The sequence below is a fragment of the Klebsiella sp. BIGb0149 genome (genome assembly GCF_004362605.1).
Classification (GTDB): domain Bacteria; phylum Pseudomonadota; class Gammaproteobacteria; order Enterobacterales; family Enterobacteriaceae; genus Klebsiella; species Klebsiella terrigena.
This window is the reverse complement of sequence record NZ_SNYG01000002.1, coordinates 118,124-134,315: the sequence shown is the minus strand read 5'-3', so window position 1 is coordinate 134,315 and position 16,192 is coordinate 118,124. Positions and strand designations below refer to the sequence as shown.

Genomic DNA, 16,192 nt, shown 5'->3' with positions numbered 1-16,192 from the left:
TTGCGCTTTTTGCCCCGCCGGCAGGCGGATAATCCGATTCTCAGAACAATACCTGTTGTCCCTACGCAAACCCTCAGGCCTTCGCGCCAACAATTATAACGAGGGGGATATTTTCTGAGCTGGCCCAAATGCGCTGACCTGAAATAGCGGTTGGTTTTATTGGCATCAAGGAGTTGTATGAGTGACTCAACGCTCTCCGGTAATCCTGTTACCCGAAGAACTATTAGCAGAAAAAATATCGTTATTGGCCTGCTGTCAGGGCTGTTTTTATTGATTGCATTTTGGTGTCATGGCCGCCCCAGCGCAGAGCTGGGACTTCTCAGTTTTACCCCGCTGGTGGCATTAGCCGTGCTGTCGCTTATTGGCGTGGATATCGTGCTGGCGGTTATTTCATCAATTATTATTGCGATGATCATGACCTCTACCGGGCTGCCGGAAATGGGCGCGATGCTGGCGAAATCGACCGGCTCTTTTATCGCCACCGTCGGGCTAATCATTATGCTCGGCGCCGGGGTGGGGGAAGTGGCTACCCGCACCGGCGCGGCGGTAGAGCTGGTGAAATTCGTGGTTCATCGCATCGGGCTCTCCAGCCAGACGCGGGTGAAATTTGGTATCGTTGCCTCCTCGATTCTGATTTGCGGCGCCCTGGGCACCATGGCCGGCGGTAACGCTATTATCGTCGCGGTGATTATTCCCATCGCCGCTGCGGTGCGCCTGACGCCGCCAACGGTGGCCGCGCTGATGATTACCGCCGGTTCCATCGGGCTGTTTACCGGCCCCTTTACCCCGAGTACGGTGACTATTCTTAAGCTTGGAGGCCTGAGCTATCCGGACTATTTGCTCTATGTCGGTCTGCCGATGAGCGCCGTCACGCTGCTGGCCGGCTGGGTCATGGCGGGGCGTATCCAGAAAATGACCGAGGGCAAGCTGCGCTATGAGGTTAACCTTGCTGAGCTGCCGCAGGATGAGAATAACCCGACTCTTACCCGCCGCAGAAAGCTGAGCGCGCTGGCCTTTGCGGCCACGATTATCGTGATGGCGGTGGTGGGGGTGGTCATTAAGGCCGGCTTTAGCTTCGCTATTATCGTGATGCTGCTGGTGGCGCTGATTACCGGCCTGGTCGGGGGGCTGCGGCCAACGCAGATCCTGCAGGCGCTGTATCACGGCTGCGGTCGGCTGGTGTGGATGTTCCTGCTGTACTGGCTCTACAACCCCATTCTTGAACTGATGGACGGGCTGCACGCTTACCAGGGGCTGCTGGACTACACCCAGCCCCTGCTCGAGGGGATCTCTCCCGCCTGGCTGTGCTTTAGTATTTTTGCTTTTAATATTATTGGCCATGTCCCCGGCGCGGCGGTAGCGCAGATGACCTTTACCCATAAAATCTTCGGCCCGATGCTGATGGCGGCAGGCGTCCCGCCGCAGGGGACGACCGCCGTGCTGCTGGCATCATCGCAGGTTGACTGGTTTGGCCCTTTTCCGTCGTCGGATATGTTTGGACAGATGGGGTTGGCGCAGTCCACGCATTTGAAATATATGCTCTATAACGGCTGGGCCATCGTTCTGGCCAATATTGTTCTCTTCGCCGTGCTGTTCCAGGTCCTGGCGTAACAGCTGCGCTAGCGGGCAGCGCAATTCAGCCCGCTAGCGTCCGCCGATATGCGCCATGAGCCGATGTTTTGCTTTTCTCCCCGCAATACCCACCGTAAAATCAAATACATCTCTTTCTTGCATCCCGGTATTTATGCAGACCTTTGCTCAAATTCAACAGCGTCGAAGCCGGCGCTGGCTCGTTGCTTTACTGCTGCTGCTGCTGGCGATGATGGCCGCCAGCCTCTGCGCGGGCGATCTCTGGATCCCGCCGCAGGAGTGGCTCAGCGCCAGGGGGCAGCTCTTCATCTGGCAAATTCGCCTGCCGCGCACCCTGGCGGTGCTGCTGGTGGGCGCCGCTTTAGCGCTCTCCGGGGCGATCATGCAGGCGTTGTTCGAAAACCCGCTGGCGGAGCCGGGGCTGCTGGGGGTCTCTAACGGCGCGGGGGTCGGTCTCATCGCCGCCGTGCTGCTGGGTAAAGGGTTCCTCCCGGGCTGGGTGCTGGGGCTATGCGCCATTGCCGGCGCGCTGGTTATCACCTTTATACTGCTGCGCTTTGCCCGTCGGCACCTGTCAACCAGCCGTCTGCTGCTGGCAGGCGTTGCGCTGGGCATTATCTGCAGCGCGCTGATGACCTGGGCCGTCTATTTTTCCACCTCGTTCGATTTACGTCAGCTGATGTACTGGATGATGGGCGGCTTTGGCGGCGTAGACTGGCAGCAGCTGTGGCTGATGCTGGCGCTTCTGCCGGTGCTGGCCTGGGTGGGGCTGCAGTCGCAGCCGCTGAATATGCTGGCTCTGGGAGAGGTATCGGCTCGCCAGCTGGGCTTACCGCTGTGGCTGTGGCGTAAGCTGCTGGTGGTCGCCACCGGTTGGCTGGTGGGGGTCAGCGTGGCGCTGGCCGGAGCCATCGGTTTTATTGGCCTGGTGATCCCGCATATCCTGCGGCTATGCGGCTTAAGCGATCATCGCGTTCTGCTGCCGGCCTGCATGCTTGCAGGGGCCAGTGCGCTGTTAGGCGCCGATATCGTCGCCCGCCTGGCGCTGTCGGCGGCGGAGCTGCCGATCGGCGTGGTGACCGCGACGCTGGGCGCGCCGGTGTTTATCTGGCTGCTGCTGAAGTCCGTGCACGCGCAATAAGCGCCGAATCCAGGCGCATCGGCAGGGCGTCTATCGCCTGCCGATGCGCAGATTAAGTGCTATTACCACCCTTTGATGGCATCGCCTTTATAAACTTCCAGCGCTTTGTCGGCGACCTCTTTAGTCTGGAACGCCTCTTTCAGCTCCTGAACTTTTTTGCTGTCTTTATTATCTTCGCGAGACACGATGGCGTTCACGTACGGCGAGTCCTGACCTTCCATAAACAGACCATCCCGCGCGGCGGACAGGCCAACCTGCGCCGAGAAGTTGGTGTTAATAATCGACAGGCTAACGTCAGGATCGTCCAGGGTACGCGGCAGCTGCGGGCTGTCCACTTCGACAATTTTCAAATGCTTCGGATTGTCGATAATGTCCAGCGCCGTTGGCAGGTAGCCGACGCCATCTTTCAGCTTGATCAGGCCCTGCGCCTGCAGCAGCAGCAGGCTGCGCCCCAGGGTCGTGGTCTCGTTAGAAATAGACACCGTCGCACCATCCGGCAGCTCGCTGATATTTTTTATCTTGCGAGAGTAGGCGGCGATAGGGAAAACAAAGGTTTTGCCGACGACGGCAAACTTGTAGCCACGCTCTTTCGACTGCGCTTCGAGGTAGGGCAGCGTCTGGAAGGCGTTAGCGTCGACGTCTTTATTATTTAACGCTTCGTTAGGCAGGACGTAATCATTAAAGGAGATAACCTCGACGTCGAGGTTATATTTGTCCTTCGCAACCTGCTCAACGACTTTCCAGATAGCCTCATCCGGACCGGTATTGATCGCCACTTTGACCTTATTACTATCGTCAGGGGAGCAGGCCGATAACAGCACAACCGATGAGGCAATCAGTACCGAACTCAACAGCTTCTTCATCTATAAAACTCTCTTAAATTAATCATTAACGAAATGCTATTACATCCGTTTAACACTGTACACTGAATTGCGCGACGTCCCTATTGAGAGGAATTCATGTTGCCGCACGGGCACGGTACGGTATGCCGCTCAGGCAATTCAAAGTACAATGACCGCGCCTCAATCCGCTACAGTAGATAGGGATCACCTGAACCAGAAATCGCTTTTATTCACAGAGGGAAGGCTATGCAACACACTATTCTTGATACCGAAGTTACCACTATCGATGGCGAGAAAACGACGCTTAACGCCTATGCGGGTAAAGCGCTGTTAATCGTTAACGTGGCCTCAAAATGCGGCCTGACGCCGCAGTATGAACAGCTGGAAGCGCTGCAGCAGGAGCTTGAGAATGACGGCTTCACGGTGCTGGGTTTCCCCTGTAACCAGTTCCTTGGACAGGAGCCGGGCAGCGAGGAGGAGATCAAAACCTTCTGTAGCACCACCTATGGCGTGACCTTCCCGCTGTTCAGTAAAGTTGACGTTAACGGCGAACATCGTCATCCGCTATACCAGAAGCTGGTTGAGGCCGCCCCGCAGGCCGTAGCGCCGGAAGGCAGCGGTTTTTACGAGCGGATGGCAAGCAAAGGCCGCGCGCCGCAGAACGATGGCGATATTTTATGGAATTTCGAAAAGTTCCTCCTGAGCGCCGATGGCCAGACTATCCAACGCTTCTCGCCCGATATGGCGCCGAACGATCCGCTGCTGCTGGCGGCGATTAAAGGAGCTTTAGCGAAATAATGCCGTTTTTGATGCAGCTACAGGACGTAGAAGAGCCGGGGCGGCTGGCAGCGTTTAGCGCCGAGGTTCGACCGGGAGAAATGATCCATATCGTCGGGCCGAACGGGGCCGGGAAGAGCACGCTGCTCATGCGCATGGCCGGCCTGACGACGGGGCCCGGGCGCATCATCCTCAACGAGCGGCCGCTTAAAACGTGGCCGGCCTCCGAGCTGGCGCGGCATCGTGCTTACCTCAACCAGCATCAGGCGCCGCCCTTCGCGATGCCGGTCTGGCACTACCTGTCGCTGCATCTGCAAAATAACGCGCGGAGCGATCTGCTCGGCGCGGTGGCCGAGAGGCTGGGGCTGAGCGATAAGCTTGGGCGTCAGGTCAATCAGATTTCGGGCGGCGAGTGGCAGCGCGTGCGGCTGGCGGCGGTCATTCTGCAAATCGATCCGCTGGCCAACCCTGCGGGACAGCTGCTGCTTCTCGATGAGCCGATGAACAGCCTCGACGTAGCGCAGCAGGCCGCGCTCGACGGCGTTCTCAGCGAACTGTGCGCGGCGGGGATCTCGGTGGTTATGAGCAGTCACGATCTCAACCACACGCTACGGCACGCGCAGCGGGCATGGCTTATCTGCCGGGGAAAAACGATAGCCTGTGGTTATACCTCAGAGGTATTGACCGAAGAGAATTTAACCGCCGCCTATGCGATTTCTTTCCAGCGGGTGGCGTTTGGCGGTCATTTTATGCTCATCGCGTCACAGTAGCGCGAAGCAAGCTTGCCAGTTCATTGATAAACCAGCTAAATTATCCTGACAATAAGATAAGGAACAGAGGAATCGTCTGAGATGCGCTTGTGGTTCATTCTTTTGACGGCACTATTTCTGGCAGGCTGCAGCAGTCACCGGGCGCCGCCGCCCAATCCCCGGCTTGCGGATTCTATTACCGTCATCGCTAATCTTAACGATCAGCTGCGGAACTGGCGGGGGGCGCCGTATCGCTACGGTGGGATGACGCCGCGCGGGGTGGACTGTTCCGGCTTTGTGGTGAGAACCTTTCGCGATAAGTTTTCCATGCAGCTGCCGCGTGAAACCCGCGAGCAGGCAGAGATCGGCACCCGTATTGATAAAAGCGAACTGCTGCCCGGGGATCTGGTGTTCTTCAAGACCGGCTCAGGAGAGAGCGGTTTGCACGTAGGGATCTACGATACCGATAACCAGTTTATCCATGCTTCGACCAGCAACGGCGTTACGCGCTCGTCGCTGAATAACGTGTACTGGAATAAAAAATTCTGGCAGGCGCGGAGAATATAGCGTCACGCGCGGTTTACCGGGTTCACGTCGGTCGGCCGTGAGGTGTTCCGTTCACCGGACGTCTGGCAGAACATGCGGCCTCGCTGCCAGGTGACCGGGTTAAGGGGAAGATAACCGTCTTCCCCTTAACAATCCCCGCGGTCCCGCACGGAAATCGGTGCTGCGCACTGCGCTCACCTCCCGGCCTGCAGCCTGCGGTCGGCTCAACTCGACCTGCTCGCCCGTTCCGGGGCTCGCTCCTGTCTCGATTCGCCTCTTGCCGCCATCCCTGGCGGCCAGCCCTTGTCTTTCGGCCTTCGGTTCGCCGATTTCAGCGGGGAGCCAGGGCCCCGCTGCACGCCTTTCCGTCACTGGAGCCCATCATTGCGGTAGTGTTCGGCGGGAGTGTAGCGATGGATGAGACAAAAATCGCCTGGCTGGCAAGCACAGGACCTTCGGCTTACCCCACTTTTATGTTGATAACCCTGTCATTCGCCCGTGTTAATACTTTGTTGAAGGCACTACACTGAAGGCCGGAGGAACCCATGACCCTGTCTTTTACAACCCACTGGCGTGATGAACTGCCAGATTTCTATACCGCCCTGACCCCGACGCCGCTGAGCAACGCGCGGCCGATCTGGCACAACGCGCCGCTGGCGCAGACCCTGGGCGTGCCTGAGGCGCTATTTCAGCCGTCAACGGGCGCCGGCGTATGGGGTGGCGAAGCGCTGCTACCCGGCATGTCACCGCTGGCGCAGGTCTATAGCGGCCATCAGTTCGGCTCCTGGGCCGGACAGCTTGGCGACGGCCGCGGGATCCTGCTGGGCGAGCAGCAGCTGCCCGATGGCCGGCGGATGGACTGGCACCTGAAGGGCGCCGGACTCACGCCCTACTCGCGAATGGGCGACGGGCGCGCCGTGCTGCGCTCGACGATCCGCGAAGGCCTGGCATCGGAAGCGATACACGCTCTGGGCATACCCACCACCCGCGCGCTGTCGATCGTGACCAGCGACACGCCGGTGTATCGTGAAACCGTCGAGCAGGGAGCGATGCTGATGCGCATCGCTGAGAGCCACGTGCGCTTTGGCCACTTCGAGCATTTCTACTATCGCCGGGAGGCGGAAAAGGTGCAGCAGCTGGCCGACTACGTGATTCGTCACCACTGGCCCGAGCTCGACGGAGAAGCGGATAAGTACATTCTGTGGTTCCGTGACGTTGTCACCAGAACGGCGACGCTTATCGCCAGCTGGCAAACGGTAGGCTTTGCGCATGGGGTAATGAATACCGATAACATGTCTATTCTCGGCCTGACGATGGACTACGGCCCGTACGGGTTCCTCGATGACTTCAAGCCTGATTTCATCTGCAACCATTCGGATTATCAGGGGCGCTATAGCTTTGAGAATCAGCCGGCGGTAGGGCTGTGGAATCTGCAGCGTCTGGCGCAGTCGCTGTCGCCGTTCATCAGCGCCGATGCGCTAAACGCCGCCCTGGATGGCTACCAGCACGCGCTGCTGAGCGCCTACGGCCGCCGCATGCGCGACAAGCTTGGCCTGTTTACCCCGCAGCAGGGCGATAACGATCTGCTGGACGGCCTGTTTGCGCTGATGATGCGCGAAGGCAGCGATTACACCCGTACCTTCAGGATGCTGAGCGCCAGCGAGCAGCTCAGCGCCGCCTCGCCGCTGCGCGATGAGTTTATCGATCGCGCCGCCTTTGATAGCTGGTTTGACGGCTATCGCGCGCGCTTGCGTGATGAGCAGATTGATGATGCGCGGCGCCAGCAGCATATGCGTGCCGTCAACCCGGCGCTGGTGCTGCGTAACTGGCTGGCGCAGCGGGCTATCGAACAGGCGGAACAGGGGAATACCGGCGAACTGGAGCGGCTGCACGAGGCGCTGGCTCAGCCGTTTATCGACCGGGAAGATGATTACGTCAGCCGCCCGCCGGACTGGGGAAAAGGGCTGGAAGTCAGCTGCTCCAGCTGATGCGTCAATGCAATCGGGGGCGTGCTCTCCTCGCGCCAGGCGGCGGGGAGGGCTATTTTGTCAGGATCAGCCTGCCGGCATGGGTTTGACGCAGCAGATAGCGCTGGCCGTCATGCTCGATAACTACCCGACCTTCGGGACCGAGCAGCACCCGGCTGCAAATTTTGCGATCCGTGGCGACAGGGTAAGGGGCATTGTCTTTTGTTTTTTCAGCTGTGGCAGTGTTATCCATTCGCGTCATAGCACCAAAAATAAAAATAAAAGTAACAATGATAATTATTATCAGTAATGTTAATTTTCACGGCAAGCGTTTTTTATCAAAGTACTATATTTGGCAGGTTAGCGGTGGGGATATTCTGCCGCGTGGGAGGATTCCCACCGCAGGCGCGGTGGGAGAGTAAGCCTACAGGCGAGTGGCGGTTGCCGCAGCCAGTTCAGCCAGCAGGCGCTCGCTGTCTTCCCAGCTCAGGCACGGGTCGGTAATCGACTGGCCCCAGGTCAGCGGCTGCCCGGCGACCACTTTCTGCGTCCCTTCCTTGAGGAAGCTTTCCGCCATGATGCCGGCGATAGCCGTCGAACCGTCGCGGATCTGCTGACACACGTTCTCGCACACTTCCAGCTGGCGACGATGCTGCTTCTGGCAGTTGCCGTGGCTGAAGTCCACCACCAGCTGCTCCGGCAGATCAAACTCGCGCAGCGCATCGCAGGCGGCGCTAATATCCGCCGCATGATAATTTGGCCGTTTGCCGCCGCGCATAATGATATGCCCGTAAGGGTTGCCGCTGGTCTGATAGATGGTCATCTGACCCTGCTTGTCCGGAGAGAGGAACATATGGCTGGCGCGGGATGCGCGAATCGCATCAACGGCGATGCGCGTGTTGCCATCGGTGCCGTTTTTGAATCCGACCGGGCAGGAGAGCGCGGAGGCCATTTCACGGTGGATTTGGCTCTCGGTAGTGCGCGCGCCGATGGCGCCCCAGCCGATCAGATCGGCAATAAACTGTCCGGTCACCATATCGAGGAATTCAGTGGCGGTCGGCACGCCCAGCTCGTTGATCTGCAGCAGCAGGCGACGCGCGACTTCGATGCCGTGATTGACCCGATAGCTGCCGTTCAGGTCAGGGTCGGAGATCAAACCCTTCCAGCCGACAACGGTACGCGGTTTTTCAAAATAGGTGCGCATCACGATTTCCAGCTGCGGCTGGTAGCGCTCGCGCATCGCCTGCAGGCGGCGCGCATACTCCAGCGCGGCCTCGGTATCGTGAATGGAACATGGGCCAATAATCACCAGCAGGCGGCGATCTTCGCCGTTAAGGATCTTTTCAATTCGGCGGCGGGAAGCGGAGACGTGTGCCGCGACATCGGCAGACACGGGATGCCGCTGGGCCAGCTCCGCAGGCGTTACCAGGCTTTCAATGCGCGCGGTACGCAGTTCGTCTGTTTTATTCATTGGGGTCTCAAAAATCTGTTTCTTCCGCGACGAAACTGCCGGGAAGTGATGCGCATCACGATAAACCAATCCCCGCTTATTGCAAGAGCGGGGGATGATCCTGTATAGGCCACGGGTGATAGCATAAACAAATTTTCAATAATGTACTAGTGTGTTAGTACATTCTTCGATTCAGCCCCATGATATCCATGATTTTCGTCGCGATTTCCTCTACTGAATAGTTGGTACTATTCAGGCAGGGAATTTTATTTTTGCGGTACAGGGCCTCCACCTCGGTGACCTCCATTCGGCACTGACGCATTGAAGCATAGCGGCTGTTTTCCCGACGCTCTTCGCGGATCGCCGCCAGGCGCTCAGCGTTAATCGTCAGGCCGAACAGCTTGTGCTGTAGCGGTTTGAGCGAGGCGGGCAGGATTAAATTATCCATATCGTCGGCGATAAACGGATAGTTGGCGGCGCGGATACCGTACTGCATGGCCAGATAGAGGCTGGTCGGCGTTTTGCCGCAGCGCGAGACCCCCAGCAGGATCACCTGCGCCTGATCGAGATTGCGCAGCGAGATGCCATCGTCGTGGGCGAGGGTGTAGTCAATGGCGGCAATACGCGCATCGTACTTGTTCAGGTTACCCGGCGTCAGGCCGTGGGTACGATGAGCGATCGGCGTGGGGTCGAGCCGCAGCTCCTGCTGCAGCGGCGCCACCAGCGCCTGCACGATATCCTGACAAAATCCTTCGCTTTGCGTGATAATGTCGCGAATTTCCGGGATCACGATGGAGTAGAAGACCAGCGGACGGATGCCGCTTTGCTCATAGATCGCGTCGATTTGCTCCTTCACCGCCCGCGCCCGGCTGACATTCTCCACGAAAGGCAGGGTAACGCTGCTGATAGCGACCGGAAACTGCGACATCACCGCGTGCCCCAGCACCTCGGCGGTAATGGCCGTCCCGTCGGAAATATAAAATACGTGGCGATCTACAGCACTTTCCATTTTGACCATCCGGTATAATGAGTTTAATTACCTGAAAGCAGTTATTAAATTTAAGCATATCCGTTTATGTTTTGTCTCACTTTAAAAATGAAACGCTATTTTTATTTTTAATGAAAAGGTAGGTTCATTTTTGCCGGCTGGTTATTTTTTGTCTCTTATTTCAGCAGATTTGTGAAGAATCATTGAGTTAGCTATATCAGGTGAACTGTCCTAAAAAAGAAAAAATAATTTGCTTGAACGATTCACCGTTTTTTTCAGCCGCGTAAATATGTCAGGATAAATCCCGTAGTTGATCGTGAGTTTTTTATCACTGGTATTAAATCACAAAAGGATTGTCTCGATGTCCAACAATGGCTCGTCACCGCTGGTGCTTTGGTATAACCAACTCGGCATGAATGATGTAGACAGAGTTGGGGGCAAAAATGCCTCCCTTGGTGAAATGATCACTAATCTGTCCGGTATGGGTGTTAGCGTACCGAACGGATTTGCCACCACCGCTGATGCCTTCAATCAGTTCCTGGACCAAAGCGGCGTAAACCAGCGCATTTATGAACTGCTGGATAAAACCGACATTGACGACGTTTCCGCATTAGCGAAAGCGGGGGGACAGATCCGTCAGTGGATCATCGATACCCCGTTCCAGAGCGAACTGGAAGACGCAATTCGCGATGCCTATAAGCAGCTGTCCGCCGACAACGCTGAGGCCTCTTTTGCCGTGCGCTCCTCCGCCACTGCCGAGGATATGCCCGATGCCTCCTTCGCCGGGCAGCAAGAGACATTCCTCAACGTGCAGGGCTTCGATGCCGTGCTCGTCGCAGTGAAGCACGTGTTTGCTTCGCTGTTTAACGATCGTGCGATCTCCTATCGCGTGCATCAGGGTTACGATCACCGCGGCGTGGCGCTTTCCGCCGGGGTGCAGCGCATGGTCCGCTCCGACCTCGCCTCGTCCGGCGTCATGTTCTCCATCGATACCGAATCCGGTTTCGACCAGGTGGTGTTTATCACCTCTGCCTGGGGCCTGGGAGAAATGGTGGTACAGGGCGCGGTAAACCCGGATGAGTTCTACGTCCATAAGCCAACGCTGGAAGCTGGCCGTCCTGCTATCGTGCGCCGGACCATGGGATCGAAAAAGATCCGCATGATTTACGCGCCGACCCAGGAGCACGGTAAGCAGGTGCGCATCGAGGATGTGCCGCAGGCGCAGCGCGATATTTTCTCGTTGACCGACGAGGAAGTGCAGGCGCTGGCGAAGCAGGCGGTGCAGATTGAGAAGCACTACGGACGTCCGATGGATATCGAGTGGGCGAAAGATGGCCATACCGGCGAGCTGTTTATCGTCCAGGCCCGTCCGGAAACCGTGCGCTCCCGCGGCCAGGTCATGGAGCGCTATACGCTGCATGCTCAGGGGCAGATTGTCGCTGAAGGGCGTGCCATCGGCCACCGCATTGGCGCGGGTCCGGTGAAGGTTATCCATGATATCAGCGAGATGAACCGCATCGAGCCGGGCGACGTCCTGGTTACCGACATGACCGACCCGGACTGGGAACCGATCATGAAGAAAGCGGCGGCCATCGTGACCAACCGCGGCGGGCGTACCTGCCACGCGGCGATTATCGCCCGTGAGCTGGGGATCCCGGCGGTGGTAGGCTGCGGCGACGCGACCGACCGCATTCAGGAAAACCAGAACGTGACCGTCTCCTGTGCGGAAGGCGATACCGGCTACGTTTATGCTGAGCTGCTGGATTTCAGCATCAAGAGCTCCAGCGTGGGCGAAATGCCCGACCTGCCGCTGAAAATTATGATGAACGTCGGTAACCCGGATCGGGCGTTTGACTTTGCCTGTCTGCCAAACGAAGGCGTAGGCCTGGCGCGTCTGGAGTTCATCATCAACCGAATGATTGGCGTTCATCCGCGCGCGCTGCTGGAGTTCGATGACCAGGAGCCTGGCCTGCAGAACGAAATCCGCGAGCTGATGAAGGGCTACGATTCACCGAGAGAGTTCTACGTCGGTCGCCTGACGGAAGGGATCGCCACGCTGGGTGCGGCATTCTATCCAAAACGCGTTATCGTGCGTCTGTCCGACTTTAAATCTAACGAATACGCCAACCTGGTGGGCGGCGAGCGTTATGAGCCGGAAGAAGAGAACCCCATGCTCGGCTTCCGCGGCGCCGGCCGCTACGTTTCCGACAGCTTCCGCGACTGCTTTGCGCTGGAGTGTGATGCGGTTAAGCGCGTGCGTAACGACATGGGGCTGAGCAACGTCGAGATCATGGTGCCGTTCGTCCGCACCGTCGCCCAGGCGAAAGCGGTGGTGGAAGAGCTGGAGCGTCAGGGCCTGAAGCGCGGCGAAAATGGCCTCAAAATTATCATGATGTGTGAAATCCCGTCCAATGCCCTGCTGGCGGAGCAGTTCCTTGAGTACTTTGACGGCTTCTCTATCGGTTCGAACGATATGACGCAGCTGGCACTTGGCCTTGACCGCGACTCCGGCGTCGTCTCTGAGCTGTTTGACGAACGTAACGATGCGGTGAAAGCGCTGCTGTCGATGGCGATTCGCGCGGCGAAGAAGCAGGGTAAATATGTCGGTATTTGCGGGCAGGGGCCGTCCGACCATGAGGACTTTGCTGCCTGGCTGATGGAAGAGGGGATTGATAGCCTGTCCCTGAACCCGGATACCGTGGTGCAAACCTGGCTTGGTCTGGCTGAGCTCAACAAATAACGCACCCTTTGCCCATGCAAACCCCGCCGCTAATGGCGGGGTTTTTTATTTTAATGGCCTCCTGATTAGGTATTTTGCGGCCAGGCACGTGAAGCGGAAAGAACAGTTTGTTTTCCTGATGCGCCTGCGCCCTTCCTGCCAGGTAGCTATATCAAGGCTGAACGCATTATACAGCGATGGAAAAGGAAACATAGCGTATCGGGACGTACAGAAGGAGATGGCGGCCATAGGCTGTTCAACTGTGGCGAAGGAAACAAGAGATAACCAGACTAAATAACTGCGTCTCCGTAGATACAGGTAAAATTATTAAAAAAGTAAATTATGTCGCAACTTGATTCATCAGAATTATGATGGCGCTGCTTTAATTCATCGATATGTATATTTTGATTTTTCTATAATATATAATTCTTGAGGTTGTGTTCACTTCTGTGATTTATTATGACCTCAACTTAGGAGAGGGCTAAAAATCATGGCAATTCCTGCTTGTTTATGGCTGAAAGATGATGGCGGTGCGCTTATTAGAGGAGGCGTCGATGTTATTAATCGAGAGTCCAGCATTGAAATTAAGGGGTTTCATCACAACTTAATGATTCCTACTGATAATGCGACAGGGAAAGTAACAGGTACACGAATGCATTCACCGATGCTGTTAGTGAAAGAGTTCGATTACTCCAGTCCATATCTTTATAAAGCGGTAAGTACGGGGCAAAATCTGACTTCAGCAGAGATTAAATGGTACAAAATCAATGATGCTGGTCAGGAGGTTGAGTATTTCAACATGTTTCTTGAGGAGGTCCGGATCGTCTCTATTTCTCCCTCTATGGCTTCACCAGACAACCCGAATGAGAATCATATGGAAACCCTGGAGCTTCGCTACGAGAAAATTACGTGGAAACACTGCGATGGCAATATTATGCATACTGATGCGTGGAACCAGCGTCAGACGGCGTAACGGAGGGCTGCATGGACACGACTGAAGAGCTTAACGGCACCTACTTCTATCACGGCCACGCTAATGTTGCGCGGGAAGAGTTGTTTTGGCTTATTTTTCTGGAGATTTTTTCCAGTCGTACCGGTATTGCAATAGAAACGGCTGCTATGATTTTATCCGGCCAGCCTATTTTACCTAAGCCTAAAGGATTGGGCAAATCAACGTCTCGGACCAGCATTGCATCAAAAATGGCGCGTCGAATATTTAAGGATAGACGTTTTCCTGAAAATATTCGCGTAGCAACATCCGTTGGTTTTGGAAATACAAGATATACAACTAAAATTGGTACAGTTATCGGGCGTGCCGTTCCGTATCTTGGCTATGCACAGGCCGTAGTCATTATGATGCACGTTGCTAAAGATACAAGAAACAAATATAACATTATTGTAAGGGCTTCAGATCGTATAGGGTGGACATATTTCTGATGGTTGATGAAAGAGAGATACTTCAATATCTCACCGATAAGTACAGTGAAAGAAAACAGCCAGTACAGAAAAACTGGACGTTTCAAGAGTATTTCAATTTCGTCGATGAAGAACTAGAAGAAATGCTCATTGATTTATTTACCCGATACAATATCAGGTATGATGGCTTCAATTTATATCATTACTTCGAGCCTGAACGCCCCTGGTGGAAGGGTAAGCCTCCTGAAAGAAAGCTTAAACCACTTACCGTAGAAATGATTATTGAATCTGCCAGGGCTGGTGTATGGCTCTATGAGTAAGAAAAGTCTCCATCAGGAGGCGCTCTATAGCGGTGTCCGCGTTGGGATTTCAGGAAAAAAAATGCCCATCGTGGGAGATGGGCAAAGACTACACACAGCAATTCGTTGTTTCACTCAGGGGATTTCCATGCTTATAAATCAAGGTGTTGATTTATAACCGTGCTCATATAGTAGACACGGGGACTTTTTGCGTCGATCGGATTCCTCTCAATAGTTAAATTGAAGTGAAGAATATGCGGGGGATATGTAGCGAAAGGGACGGTGAGGGCGTCAGGCAGGCATGAATGTATAAGGTTTATTTATGTTTAAGGCGGGTTTCCCCGCCTTGATATGCGCTGTCAGGGCCTACTTGTTGCTTTTGATATTGCCGGCATTAAGCTCGGTGAGCTCGGCCAGCACCCGATCGGGGTCTTTCGGCGGCGGTGGAACTTCGTGCACCCAGGCGTCGTACAGCCGCCATGATACGGCGAGCAGGACCGGGCCGATAAACAGGCCAATCATGCCAAAGGCAATCAGGCCGCCGATAACGCCGGAGAGGATCAGGATCATCGGCAGGTCGGCACCCATGCGGATAAGCACCGGACGGATGACGTTATCCATGGTCCCTACCACGCAGCTCCACACCAGCAGCACGGTGCCCCAGGTAGTATCGCCGCTGTAGTACAGCCAGATAATGGACGGGATGAGCACAATCAACGGCCCCAGCTGAACGAGGCAGGTGAAGATCATCACCACCGTCAGCAGCGCGGCGTAAGGCACGCCGGTGACCGCCAGGCCGATACCGCCCAGTACCGCCTGAGTCAGCGCGGTAACCACCACCCCCAGCGCCACGGCGCGAATGGCCTGTCCTGCCAGCAGTACCGCGGCGTCGCCGCGCTTGGCCGCCAGGCGGGTGGCGAAATAGCGGAATCCATAGGCCACCTTTTCACCCTGCCAGTAGAGCAGGGCGCTAAACAGCAGCATCAGTCCGCAGTAGACCAGCAGCTTGCCAATGTGTGCCGCCTGCCCAACAAACCAGGTGGTGGTGGTGCCGATATAGGGCCGAATTTTGGCCATGATCGCCGCGCCCCCCATATCCAGCAGGCCATGCCATGCGGAGTAGAGCTTGCCGCCAATCAGCGGGATGCTGTTCAGCCAGGCAAAATCCGGCAGGCTCACGCTACCGGTGGTAAACATTTTAATCAGCGGCGCGCTGTTATCGACCAGGCTGTTGACCAGCAGCGCGATCGGGATAACGAACAGCAGGAATAAGAGCACGGTCATTATCAGCACCGCGAGGGCGCGTTTGCCAAACAGCAGCCGCTGCAGGCGGAGAAGAACCGGCCAGGTGGCAATGACCACGGTGCCCGCCCAGGCAAATGACAGAATAAAGGGCTGTACGACCCACAGGCAGGAAACAATAATCAGGGACAAAAACAGCACCGATAGCAGAACCTGCGGTATATCCCGGGGCTGACGCTCGTTAATCATAGAGAAATTTTACCTTTCCAGTGGCGCCAAAAGCCTGACGCAGCGTAATTCCATATACGGATAATAATACCAATAATTTCACGAGCCTGATTCTGCACATAAATCTGGTGGGCGCATATGAAAAAAATGTGATAAAAAGTTGACTGCACTACGCAATCGTTTAGTTACCCACACGCAAAATCATCCAGGATACCTCGAACCGGCAGGTGAAAGCTCG

The 16,192-nt window shown here is 56.0% G+C and carries 15 protein-coding genes and 1 other RNA gene; 10 read left to right on the top strand and 6 right to left on the bottom strand.

The annotated features are described in order from the left end of the window. The first annotated feature begins 177 nt into the window (after nt 1-177). Together EDF75_RS07345 and btuC are read left to right on the top strand one after the other, a co-directional pair. Nucleotides 178-1,611, top strand: a complete 1,434-nt coding sequence (locus tag EDF75_RS07345; protein ID WP_133598223.1) for a gluconate:proton symporter — start codon at nt 178-180, stop codon at nt 1,609-1,611. Between the two features lie 133 nt (nt 1,612-1,744). Next, entirely contained in the window at nt 1,745-2,731 is a 987-nt protein-coding gene (gene btuC / locus EDF75_RS07340) for a vitamin B12 ABC transporter permease BtuC (RefSeq protein ID WP_133598221.1), read from the top strand. A gap of 62 nt (nt 2,732-2,793) precedes the next feature. Here the strand turns inward: btuC and EDF75_RS07335 are convergent, their stop codons facing one another. Then, nucleotides 2,794-3,594 (bottom strand): MetQ/NlpA family ABC transporter substrate-binding protein, encoded by an 801-nt coding sequence (locus EDF75_RS07335; RefSeq protein WP_133598220.1) that lies wholly within the window; start codon nt 3,592-3,594, stop codon nt 2,794-2,796. 225 nt (nt 3,595-3,819) lie between these two features. Here EDF75_RS07335 and EDF75_RS07330 point away from each other — a divergent pair, with 225 nt between their 5' ends. From EDF75_RS07330 to selO, 4 genes are all read left to right on the top strand, one after another. Further along, nucleotides 3,820-4,371, top strand: coding sequence for a glutathione peroxidase (locus tag EDF75_RS07330; RefSeq protein ID WP_045858875.1), 552 nt, complete (start codon nt 3,820-3,822; stop codon nt 4,369-4,371). Beyond that, nucleotides 4,371-5,120: a vitamin B12 ABC transporter ATP-binding protein BtuD gene (gene btuD / locus EDF75_RS07325; protein WP_133598217.1), complete on the top strand. Its 750-nt coding sequence runs from the start codon at nt 4,371-4,373 to the stop codon at nt 5,118-5,120. Before EDF75_RS07330 ends, btuD begins: the two co-directional genes overlap by 1 nt. An 81-nt stretch (nt 5,121-5,201) precedes the next feature. Continuing rightward, nucleotides 5,202-5,666, top strand: a complete 465-nt coding sequence (locus EDF75_RS07320; protein ID WP_041146044.1) for an NlpC/P60 family protein — start codon at nt 5,202-5,204, stop codon at nt 5,664-5,666. A gap of 524 nt (nt 5,667-6,190) precedes the next feature. Then, nucleotides 6,191-7,633, top strand: a complete 1,443-nt coding sequence (selO, locus tag EDF75_RS07315) for a protein adenylyltransferase SelO (protein WP_133598216.1) — start codon at nt 6,191-6,193, stop codon at nt 7,631-7,633. A 52-nt stretch (nt 7,634-7,685) separates the two neighbouring features. Here selO and hemP read toward each other — a convergent pair whose 3' ends face one another. The 3 genes from hemP to ppsR form a co-directional block, all read right to left on the bottom strand. After that, on the bottom strand, nt 7,686-7,865 hold the full coding sequence (hemP, locus tag EDF75_RS07310; protein ID WP_166646147.1) for a hemin uptake protein HemP: 180 nt from the start codon (nt 7,863-7,865) through the stop codon (nt 7,686-7,688). A 171-nt stretch (nt 7,866-8,036) separates the two neighbouring features. Continuing rightward, nucleotides 8,037-9,083 carry a 3-deoxy-7-phosphoheptulonate synthase AroH gene (gene aroH, locus EDF75_RS07305; RefSeq protein ID WP_133598212.1) on the bottom strand — a complete coding sequence of 349 codons (1,047 nt, stop codon included), beginning with the start codon at nt 9,081-9,083 and terminating at the stop codon, nt 8,037-8,039. Nucleotides 9,084-9,237: 154 nt separating this feature from the next. Next, nucleotides 9,238-10,071 (bottom strand): posphoenolpyruvate synthetase regulatory kinase/phosphorylase PpsR, encoded by an 834-nt coding sequence (gene ppsR / locus EDF75_RS07300; protein ID WP_133598210.1) that lies wholly within the window; start codon nt 10,069-10,071, stop codon nt 9,238-9,240. A 340-nt stretch (nt 10,072-10,411) separates the two neighbouring features. On the opposite strand from ppsR, the gene ppsA reads away from it, so the two are divergent. From ppsA to EDF75_RS07280, 4 genes are all read left to right on the top strand, one after another. Beyond that, nucleotides 10,412-12,790, top strand: coding sequence for a phosphoenolpyruvate synthase (gene ppsA, locus EDF75_RS07295; protein WP_123708287.1), 2,379 nt, complete (start codon nt 10,412-10,414; stop codon nt 12,788-12,790). A 469-nt stretch (nt 12,791-13,259) separates the two neighbouring features. Further along, complete coding sequence (locus tag EDF75_RS07290) at nt 13,260-13,742, top strand: Hcp family type VI secretion system effector (protein ID WP_133598208.1); 483 nt, start codon at nt 13,260-13,262, stop codon at nt 13,740-13,742. A gap of 11 nt (nt 13,743-13,753) precedes the next feature. Continuing rightward, nucleotides 13,754-14,206 (top strand): STM2901 family protein, encoded by a 453-nt coding sequence (locus EDF75_RS07285; RefSeq protein WP_133598206.1) that lies wholly within the window; start codon nt 13,754-13,756, stop codon nt 14,204-14,206. Then, on the top strand, nt 14,206-14,505 hold the full coding sequence (locus tag EDF75_RS07280) for a DUF1493 family protein (protein WP_227503252.1): 300 nt from the start codon (nt 14,206-14,208) through the stop codon (nt 14,503-14,505). The genes EDF75_RS07285 and EDF75_RS07280 overlap by 1 nt, the downstream gene beginning before the upstream one ends. Before the next feature lie 53 nt (nt 14,506-14,558). On the opposite strand, the gene rprA is transcribed toward EDF75_RS07280, so the two are convergent. Next, an RNA gene (gene rprA / locus EDF75_RS07275) (antisense sRNA RprA) lies at nt 14,559-14,666 on the bottom strand. 184 nt (nt 14,667-14,850) lie between these two features. After that, nucleotides 14,851-15,975 (bottom strand): AI-2E family transporter YdiK, encoded by a 1,125-nt coding sequence (gene ydiK, locus EDF75_RS07270; protein ID WP_133598203.1) that lies wholly within the window; start codon nt 15,973-15,975, stop codon nt 14,851-14,853. Nucleotides 15,976-16,192 lie beyond the last annotated feature (217 nt).

Excerpts from the sequence above, each read along its gene's own strand:
- EDF75_RS07285 (WP_133598206.1), top strand. The coding sequence starts at position 13,754 with ATGGACACGACTGAAGAGCTTAACGGCACCTACTTCTATCACGGCCAC.
- EDF75_RS07280 (WP_227503252.1), top strand. The coding sequence starts at position 14,206 with ATGGTTGATGAAAGAGAGATACTTCAATATCTCACCGATAAGTACAGT.
- btuD (WP_133598217.1), top strand. The coding sequence starts at position 4,371 with ATGCCGTTTTTGATGCAGCTACAGGACGTAGAAGAGCCGGGGCGGCTG.
- EDF75_RS07320 (WP_041146044.1), top strand. The coding sequence starts at position 5,202 with ATGCGCTTGTGGTTCATTCTTTTGACGGCACTATTTCTGGCAGGCTGC.
- EDF75_RS07335 (WP_133598220.1), bottom strand. The coding sequence starts at position 3,594 with ATGAAGAAGCTGTTGAGTTCGGTACTGATTGCCTCATCGGTTGTGCTG.
- hemP (WP_166646147.1), bottom strand. The coding sequence starts at position 7,865 with ATGGATAACACTGCCACAGCTGAAAAAACAAAAGACAATGCCCCTTAC.
- ydiK (WP_133598203.1), bottom strand. The coding sequence starts at position 15,975 with ATGATTAACGAGCGTCAGCCCCGGGATATACCGCAGGTTCTGCTATCG.
- ppsA (WP_123708287.1), top strand. The coding sequence starts at position 10,412 with ATGTCCAACAATGGCTCGTCACCGCTGGTGCTTTGGTATAACCAACTC.
- aroH (WP_133598212.1), bottom strand. The coding sequence starts at position 9,083 with ATGAATAAAACAGACGAACTGCGTACCGCGCGCATTGAAAGCCTGGTA.
- EDF75_RS07345 (WP_133598223.1), top strand. The coding sequence starts at position 178 with ATGAGTGACTCAACGCTCTCCGGTAATCCTGTTACCCGAAGAACTATT.
- EDF75_RS07290 (WP_133598208.1), top strand. The coding sequence starts at position 13,260 with ATGGCAATTCCTGCTTGTTTATGGCTGAAAGATGATGGCGGTGCGCTT.
- selO (WP_133598216.1), top strand. The coding sequence starts at position 6,191 with ATGACCCTGTCTTTTACAACCCACTGGCGTGATGAACTGCCAGATTTC.
- btuC (WP_133598221.1), top strand. The coding sequence starts at position 1,745 with ATGCAGACCTTTGCTCAAATTCAACAGCGTCGAAGCCGGCGCTGGCTC.
- EDF75_RS07330 (WP_045858875.1), top strand. The coding sequence starts at position 3,820 with ATGCAACACACTATTCTTGATACCGAAGTTACCACTATCGATGGCGAG.
- ppsR (WP_133598210.1), bottom strand. The coding sequence starts at position 10,071 with ATGGAAAGTGCTGTAGATCGCCACGTATTTTATATTTCCGACGGGACG.